Origin of the sequence: Limnoraphis robusta BA-68 BA1 (assembly GCF_034932365.1) — a bacterium.
Taxonomy (GTDB): Bacteria; Cyanobacteriota; Cyanobacteriia; order Cyanobacteriales; family Microcoleaceae; genus Capilliphycus; species Capilliphycus robustus.
Map to the genome: position 1 here is coordinate 1 of NZ_JAYGHR010000116.1, position 8,374 is coordinate 8,374.

The 8,374-nt window shown below is 45.6% G+C and carries 6 protein-coding genes and 1 pseudogene; 4 read left to right on the plus strand and 3 right to left on the minus strand.

The features are described 5' to 3' along the window. From VB836_RS29955 to VB836_RS29965, 3 genes are all read left to right on the plus strand, one after another. On the plus strand, positions 1-277 hold a 277-nt coding region (locus tag VB836_RS29955; protein ID WP_323225169.1), incomplete at its 5' end, for a CHAT domain-containing protein. 464 nt (positions 278-741) lie between these two features. Further along, positions 742-2,904, plus strand: coding sequence for a tetratricopeptide repeat protein (locus VB836_RS29960; protein WP_323225171.1), 2,163 nt, complete (start codon positions 742-744; stop codon positions 2,902-2,904). 105 nt (positions 2,905-3,009) lie between these two features. Continuing rightward, positions 3,010-3,711 carry a response regulator transcription factor gene (locus tag VB836_RS29965; protein ID WP_323225173.1) on the plus strand — a complete coding sequence of 234 codons (702 nt, stop codon included), beginning with the start codon at positions 3,010-3,012 and terminating at the stop codon, positions 3,709-3,711. 33 nt (positions 3,712-3,744) lie between these two features. On the opposite strand, the gene hemG is transcribed toward VB836_RS29965, so the two are convergent. Together hemG and VB836_RS29975 are read right to left on the minus strand one after the other, a co-directional pair. Next, a complete protein-coding gene (hemG, locus tag VB836_RS29970) occupies positions 3,745-5,184 on the minus strand; it encodes a protoporphyrinogen oxidase (RefSeq protein WP_323225175.1) in 1,440 nt (479 codons plus the stop codon). A gap of 89 nt (positions 5,185-5,273) precedes the next feature. Next, positions 5,274-5,492, minus strand: a complete 219-nt coding sequence (locus tag VB836_RS29975; RefSeq protein ID WP_046280763.1) for a DUF2811 domain-containing protein — start codon at positions 5,490-5,492, stop codon at positions 5,274-5,276. An 818-nt stretch (positions 5,493-6,310) separates the two neighbouring features. Between VB836_RS29975 and VB836_RS29980 the strand changes: the two genes are divergently transcribed. After that, positions 6,311-7,006: an alpha/beta hydrolase gene (locus VB836_RS29980; protein ID WP_046280764.1), complete on the plus strand. Its 696-nt coding sequence runs from the start codon at positions 6,311-6,313 to the stop codon at positions 7,004-7,006. 49 nt (positions 7,007-7,055) lie between these two features. Here VB836_RS29980 and VB836_RS29985 read toward each other — a convergent pair. Next, positions 7,056-8,237: pseudogene (locus VB836_RS29985) on the minus strand (RNA-guided endonuclease InsQ/TnpB family protein); the annotation flags it as partial. Between the last annotated feature and the right edge of the window lie 137 nt (positions 8,238-8,374).

Genomic DNA, 8,374 nt, shown 5'->3' on the forward strand with positions numbered 1-8,374 from the left:
GTTAGGAAGCATAGAAAATGGGGAAGGGGTTTATGGGTTGAGACGGGCGTTTACGTTGGCGGGGGCGGAAAGTCAATTAATGAGTTTGTGGAAAGTAAATGATGATGGAACGAAGGAATTGATGATAAAATATTATCAACGGTTACTGCAAAATGAAGGACGTTCGGATGCGTGGCGTCAAACACAGTTAGAGATGTTGAATTCCTCTCAATATCAACATCCTTATTATTGGGCGGCGTTTATTCCCGTTGGAGATTGGAGTCCGATGGAATTTTAAATGTATGTTTCTCATCAATAACTGATAGAAAATTGATTAGAAACCCGGTTTCTTGTAGAAACCGGGTTTCTGGTTTGTACCTCATACGATCGCACACCGCTATAACTGATAGAAAATTGTTTTTGAATGGTAGGGGCAGGTTCTGAAAAAATGTATGTTTCTCATCAAACAAAAAGGAGTTAATACCTTTCGGATAGATCGGGTGATCAATTCACGCAATAGTTAGCTATAATAGAATCCTTAAGGCGATCGCACTGTTCTATCGATGATACCACCAACCGTAGCTCAATTTTTAACGATGTCTAATTGTTGACTCATCCTGACCGACAAAATTAAGCTAGGAAATAAAGAGTATGAATGCTGTCTTATCTTGATCAATCAATGATTCTGTGTTAACAGGATACATGATTTGAATGAAATTGCTGATTAAAGCTGATGTGATGTCATCTTATTCTTAATGTCGCATGACTGCGCTCTCAATTGCGTCTTCTAAGGGGTCAGGAGTGAATCAGCAGGTTTATCTGCGCTTAAAACGTGCATTGCTGTTAAACCTACGACGTCAAGTTTTAATTGCCGTCTGTGATGACTTGCCGTTGCGTCAAAGAATGATCACTCGTTTACAAGCCGAGTTTACCAAACGGACAACTTCTCAACAACATATTAGCTCAACTTCAAAAAACAGACCCGAAAGTTCATCATTGGTCTTGACTCACTGGGTCAGTTTGATATTAAATTTAGATCAGCCGAATTTGATCACTCAAATTGAGCAGTGGTTCGCGAAAAATCCTGGTGTTAATTGCTCAGTGGGCTTTCAAATATTAGGCGTAGAGAAACTGACGCGACAACCTGCGGCGATTCAATGGTCTTTTTTGCATCATCTCCGAACTTTAGAAAGCCATTTACCCCAGTTAGAGTTTAGCCTGTTGTTGTGGATTCCTTCGCCTTGGTTGCGGTGTATTGAACAGTCAGCCCCAGAATTTTGGCGATGGCGGACAGGGGTGTTTGAGTTCATCGGAGAACCGACACCAGCAATTCCGATGACCCCAGAAAATCAAGACTTAGACAAAAATCCGGTTTCAAAACACAATATCAAGGTTTCACATCTGAGTCAACGCCGAAAAACTCGGCTTCTCAGTGTTGGCGGCATCAGTTCAAACAAACAACTCAAAACTCATAACCCGTTGCCTTCAAACGTGGCATCAGGGGCGGTTAAATTAGCTGCACAGGCTCCTGAAAAGGTTTTAAAGGGAGGAGTACAGTTAACGATAGAGCCAGCCGTAACGGTTAAAAAAACGCCGGATTTGACCCAAACGCTACAACAAATCCAGCGACTTCAGAAAAGTTCTGTCTCTGTCAAACAACTAACTCGGGCCTATCGAATCTTGAGTGAGCGTCTGCGACAACAGATGCAAGCGGGATTAACCTCTCAAGACCAAATGCAGCTTATTATCGAAGCCTACGAGACGGGATGGCAACAGTTAGAAAGTTCGGCTTATCCGATTCTAAACCCTTCAGAACAGGTGGATTGGTTGAATGATCTCGGTACACTGTATTGGATGCGGTTTCATCAGGAAAAGTCAGCAAAAACCGTAACAACTGAAGCCGTCTCGCATTTAGAACAGAGTATCATTTTCTATCAAAAAGCACTGATGTACAGCAATCCTCATCAACAGAGGACAGCCTATGCTAGACTGCAAAAAAATTTAGGTGCAGCTTACACAGATTTAGCCAAAATACGAGATGCAGTCGAGAATTTGCAACAGTCTGTTAATGCCTATCGTGAGGCGATTCGTTATTTTGGAGTTGGCACTCCAAAAGAGTCTGAGTTAAAGTTGCAAAATGGTGAGCAAGCCAATCAGACCGCTTTCAGTTATGCTGCCACCCAGAATAATTTGGGTACGGCTTACTGGAATTTGGCTCAATATACCCAACCGAGTTATCATCTGAAAGCGGCAATTTCAGCTTATATTCAAGCGGGGCGTTACTATCATCCTGAGCAACACCCGCGAGAGTTAGGGATGATTCAGGCTAATATAGGTACGGCGTACTGGAATCTAGCCCAATACGAACCGGAGGATAAATGGTTGCATCATGCGATTAAAGCCTATGAAAATGCCTTGAAATATCGCACGCCTAAAACCGATGCACCTGCCTGTGCTGCGACTCAGAATAATCTGGGAATTGCGTACTGGCATTTGGCTTCTCGACATCAAGAATCAGAATTTCGTGCTAGATTCTTACGAAAGGCGATCGCATCCTATGAAGTGGCATTGACTCTCGTTGAACAGTTGAGTCCAACTCAGCTTAATTTTGACCCGTTAGCCACCCACAATAACCTGGGACTTGCTCACTATCAATTGGGGAAAGATCAGCATTTGGTCATCAGTCAAACGCAGCGTGTGGAGCATTTAGAAACCGCATTACACCATCACCTGCAAGCGGGCTGTCAGCAACAAACGCTTACCTCCCCTGCAAAAACCGTAGAGTCAGGGCGGCATCAAATAGCTCTGAGTTATATAATCAAAACGATTCGAGCTATTTACCATGAATCAGGTTTACCCGGACAAAATCGAGCGCTTTCCCAAATTCCCGCTCATTTGCTGTCAGAAATTTTACGTTCTCTGTAACACAATGCAACTAAATCGATAAATCTCTAGGTGTGAACCCGAGTTTTACATTAACATTGAGATGATTGATTACTCTTGCTCTACCCTCAGCTCAACCTTGTGGTTATGGCTTCTGCAAAGATTCTAGTGGTTGATGACGACCCAGCAATCCGAAATTTAATTGCTCGCTATCTCAGCCAGCAAGACTACGAAGTTGAGTCGGCGAAAGATGGCCAGACGGCGCTGGAACTCTTCGATCAACTTAGTCCTGATCTGGTTGTACTTGATGTCAATCTTCCTGATACAACAGGTTTTATTCTGTGCCAGGAAATGCAAAGTCGTACCAGTGTTTTTATTCTAATGCTCACGAGCTTAACGGGTGAAGCCGATAAGATCAAGGGGTTTGATAAAGGAGCCGATGACTACATTACCAAGCCCTTTGGTTTAGCGGAACTCGGTGCGCGTGTACGGGCGATTTTGAAGCGTCAACGCAGTGTCGCCGATAGTGAACCCCGTAGCTTGGTCTATGGGGATCTACTGATTGACCCGGCTCGTCGTGAAGTCTACATCCAAGAGAAACTGGTGCCTTTAAGTGCGCTAGAATTTGATCTGCTCTATTGTTTGGCCAGCAAACCCGGTCGAGCTTGGCGACGGTCTGAACTCTTACAAGAGGTTTGGGACTATGATTACGAGGGTGAGCAGCGAGTCGTTGACGTACATATTGGCCAGATTCGCAAGAAGATTGAACCGGATGTGAATAAACCTGTACTGATCAAAACGATTCGCGGCGTGGGTTATATGTTTGATCGCCGGGTCAAGGAAAGATAGGGATTGAGGGGAGTCTGTCAACCTCTCTCAACCCTATTTCTCTAAAAAACTACGAATCTCGTTGGCTCGTCCCAAAGAACGACGCACACAATCGCCTAACGCTACACCGTCGATATAGTTACTGCACAAATACAGACCGGGCAGAGCGTTTAAGCCCGTTTGCACCTGTTGTAATCGGTGTTGGTGTCCGAGATTGTATTGAGGGATTGCCCGCTTCCACAGATGCACAGCAAGCACCTTTGGAGGAACATTTTCTTGAAGGACGATCCGACGCAAGTCTTGATGAACCGCTTCGATGATCTGAGTATCCTCAAACTCCCCAATTTCTGGATCGGTAGCCCCGCCAATATAACTGGTGAGGACTTGCCAACCTTGGGGGGCGCGACCCGGAAACAAACTGGATGTCCAGATCGTCCCTAAAGTCCGAATCCCTTGTCCTCTCGGAACTAAATGGCCAAATCCTGTTAATTTTTGCTTTAAGGCTGAAACGGGATAGGCTAAAACGACACAAGCAACTGGAGGATAGGGAATTTCAGTTAACGTTTGACTCATCTGGGGCTGCAAGGATTGCAGAATTTCAGCCGTGACATAGGCCGGAGTGGTCAGTACAACGGTTTTCGCTTCGACCTGTTGAACCCCTTCAGGCGTGGAAAACTCGGCTCGATAGGTAAGATGTTCTGTGCGTTCGAGACGGGTGAGTTTCCAGTTTAATTTGAGTTTGTCCCCTAACTGTTTGGCGATCGCATTCGGTAAGGCGCCTATTCCTTGACGAAAAGAACCCAACTCTCCCGGTTTGGTTTGAGGAATAGACAGATCAGCCACCTTTTGAGAGTCTTTGTTTTGACGACGGGATAAAACCGCTCCCGCTAATAATCCGCCACCACTGTAAGCCATACGCGCCACTCTAGCAAAAGCCGAGCCAATCTCCAATTGCTGCGGATCACCCGCATACACGCCCGATACAAAGGGTTCAACCAGGCGTTGAAGGACTTCTGACCCAAGATGACGTTCAAAAAACTGCGAGATGGTTTCTTCGCCATTTTGCAGGCTGAGTTGTTGTCCGATCGCCGGAGGCACAAACCCCAAGGCTCCCATCAAGGCTCGTAGTTTACCTCCCGAACTTAAGAGTTGGGTACTCACCAGGGCGGGAGGACTCATCGGAACTGGCATTAATTGACCGTTCCAGTAGACGTAGCGAGGTAACTTGCGATCGGCAAAGATTAACTCAGACTTGAGGCCGACGTCTACGGCTAATTTCAGGAACTCAGGGGTTGGAGAAAAACTGTTCGGGCCTTCTTCCCAGAGAAACTCTCCTTCAGATACGGTGGTAATATTTCCTCCCACTCGTGGCTGATGCTCGCTCACCAGAATGTTGAGAGAGAATTGGTGTTCCGGGTTCTGATGGAGAGCGTGAGCCAAACTCAGGCCGCTAATGCCAGCACCAACGATTAAACTATCGAGTACGTGAGTCATAAAACGTTGAAATTTTCAATGAGGGCATAGGGTCAGGGGATGTGATCACTTCTAACCCATCACCATTGTCTTACAGGTGGGTATCGTCCTCAGGATTGAAATAGGCTTTCTAAGTAGATACGGGCAGCTTGACGACAGCTATGGATGGCTTCTGGTGTGTTGTTTGTTCCATTTTGCATGAAAAACAGCGACAGAGCCGCAGAAAATACCCGATCTTGATCCCAGTCCGGATGGCTGTCGAGATAGCCCTGGAGGGATTCGTGCAAGGTTTCAGGAATTTCCGCCAGGATACTTACACTTGTATTCATATAACGACTCTCAGGGTGATATACACAATACCTATTTTTTGAGATTTTCGGGGTGGGACTGCGTACAGTCTTCCCTCTCCAATCTATAAATCGGTAGTCGATATTGTGTGCTAGAAGGGGGTGGGGTTGTCAATGTTGAGAACTGTTACAACCTCGACACTGGTCGCCAATTGGCAACGAAATAATCAGCCTTACCGCCTGATTTTTGTTACAAAAATTTACATTTTCTGGGAAATCTGAGGGGTTTTGTGTCGGCGATCGCAAAATCCCCAATAGAGTATCAAGATCTACTGCTGTCGTGATTTTTGGTGGAAAAGTGAACTGTATTTGTGGAAAACACCGCCTCAACTTGTGGAACACCTGTGGAATCTGTGGGGAAAATTTTGCCAAAAGATAAGAATTTTAAAGTTGTTAGCCGCTCAAAAAATTACCGGAATTGATGGGAACTTTTGAACTCTAAATTCAGTCGCACAGAACAGGTCGGAAAACCGTAAGTCAGGACTGCAAACTGACTGTCTGGTTCAAGGGGGGATGAGTCGCAACAACTAGGGTGAAGTCAAGTTGAGTCAAATAACAGACGTTAGGCTAGGAGAATTGCTCAGAAGTCTCTCACGGAAAATCGGTAAAAATCCCGACCCCTCAATGGATCAATTCGAGTCTGAAATTTCCCCAATTCTGGAGAAATGTTACAAATCGTACACAAGACTCCCCATCAATTGATCTAAAACCCTAAATTTTTAGGTGAGATCTTGTGAAACTGAGCAACTCCATTTAAGCTGTAACGCAAATACCAATCAATTCCAACGAATCGGTTGACAATGAAAAGACCAATTTTCAAACGGTTCCGTCCGGGATTAGTTCTAGGCGCAATCGCGAGTGTGGTGATGAGTGGCCAAAGTGCCGTGGCTGCCAGTCGAGTGGTTTTAACCTATGGCCCGTTTCAGGCACCCGTTCGAGTCCGAGATCTCGAAGAATTTGCTGAGACGGGGGAAAAAACGAAAACCATTAGGCAGCTTGTCGGTGCTTCGGGGATCGATGAGGAGACTTTACGGGGTTTAATGACTCTGGAAGTCGGTTTCGATCTGGTTCCTTTTTCCTGTTTGATTTGTAGTCCCACAGGCATGGAGATAGTCGAAGATATTGCTTTGACTCTGCGAACCCATCGCCGTGTGGAAAACTCTGCTGCCATACACGCGGCTTTAATTAATGCCGTGAGTGATGATGGCAAAATTTCTTTCTTGGACTTCATTAAGAAGTATCCTGTTCCTGGTTTATACGTCGATGTCGGCAATATTCCAGAAACAGTCGAAAAGATTCAGGCTTTGGCAACTGATTTAGAATCATTGCTGAGGACTGCATCTGGCTATAGCAAAGCTGGATGTTCTTTGCAGGAAATCAGCTTGCCGGGGCCTGCACCGTTGCAGCCACCCCGTCCACCTGCACCGCCAGTACCACCGCCTCCTGCTCCTCGTCCACCTGCTCCTCAAGCTCCGCCGGTTCGAGGACTGTGGTAATCGGATTGATTGCCAGGGGCTAATCTCGTCAAACAGAATGCCATCGCTATTAACCGGCGGTGGCATTTTGATTGACATACTCCCCGCCCTTTAGGGCTAGGATTCTTGACGCTTCACTGGGATGTGCTGGCAAGCCAGTCTTACCTTCCCTCTGCGTCCATTTAGAGTCGTGGCAATGCCCTGTCCCGACTTTTTCTATATTTCGTGCTGCGTTCTCGTCCCTGTCGTGTTCAGTTCCGCAGTTTAAGCAAACCAAAGATCGAACAGACAGATCAAGCTTGCCCCACTTGAAACCACACTCAGAACATACCTGGCTAGTGGGTTCCCATCGGCTAATAGCCTGAAAAGTTCTGACAAGCTTCTCAGCCTTAGCAGTGCAAAATTCTCTGAACATTCTCCAACCCTGTAAGCTAATGGCTCTCGCAAGCTTGCGGTTTTTTACCATGCCGGAAACGTTGAGATCTTCCAGAACAATTACTGCGTTCTCGCTTACCAATCGAGTAGACAATTTGTGCAAGAAATCCTTGCGAAGATCTGCTATTCGATGATGTAACCGAGCAATTCTGATTCGGGTTTGATGCCAGCGATTAGACCCTTTAAGCTGTCTAGCAAGTTGTTTTTGAAGCTTGCGAATCTGACGATCAAGCCTCGAATAATCAGGACTGCAAACCTTCTCTCCTGTACTTAGCGTTGCAAACGTCTTGATGCCTAAGTCGATACCGATGCTTTGGTTCTCAGCAGCAGTTTCACAAGGTTCAATCTCCACAACAAAGCTCAGGAAATAGCGGTTAGCGCAATCCTTGATTACCGTAACTGAACTAGGCTCAGACGGTAATTCTCTAGACCAGATGGGTTTTACATTACCAATTTTGGCTAGGTAGACTTCATCTCCTTTGATTGAAAATCCGCCAATTCTGAATCTTGCAGATTGTTGGTTTAACTTCTTTTTAAATCTAGGAAAGCCCATCTTAAAGCCTTTGCGCTTGCCCATCCTTGAATCGAAATAGTTTTTAAGGGCTACTCCTAAATCCTGAATCGATTGCTGCAAAGGAATATTTGAGACTTCACTTAACCATGTTCTTTCCTCCCGTTTTTTAGCCTGAGTAATGCAAAGCTTCTGAAGTTCATTTACCGTAGGCAATTTTTCTGAGGCTTTGCAAAGCATCAGTGCATCATTCCAGACCACACGAACGCAACCAAACAGTTTGGCTAACTTGGTTTGCTGCTCATTTGTTGGGTAAAATTAAACTAAGCCAGAGAGTCACCCCTCTGACTTGTCTTCAGAACCGGACGTGAGACTTTCACCTCATCCGGCTCCTCAATGACTTGGCTCTTGTCACGAGTACCTCTTAAACTACCGTCGAAACG

What these genes read in the sequence shown, in the direction of transcription:
- VB836_RS29960 (WP_323225171.1), top strand. Translation starts at nt 742, where the DNA reads ATGACTGCGCTCTCAATTGCGTCTTCTAAGGGGTCAGGAGTGAATCAG.
- VB836_RS29965 (WP_323225173.1), top strand. Translation starts at nt 3,010, where the DNA reads ATGGCTTCTGCAAAGATTCTAGTGGTTGATGACGACCCAGCAATCCGA.
- hemG (WP_323225175.1), bottom strand. Translation starts at nt 5,184, where the DNA reads ATGACTCACGTACTCGATAGTTTAATCGTTGGTGCTGGCATTAGCGGC.
- VB836_RS29975 (WP_046280763.1), bottom strand. Translation starts at nt 5,492, where the DNA reads ATGAATACAAGTGTAAGTATCCTGGCGGAAATTCCTGAAACCTTGCAC.
- VB836_RS29980 (WP_046280764.1), top strand. Translation starts at nt 6,311, where the DNA reads ATGAAAAGACCAATTTTCAAACGGTTCCGTCCGGGATTAGTTCTAGGC.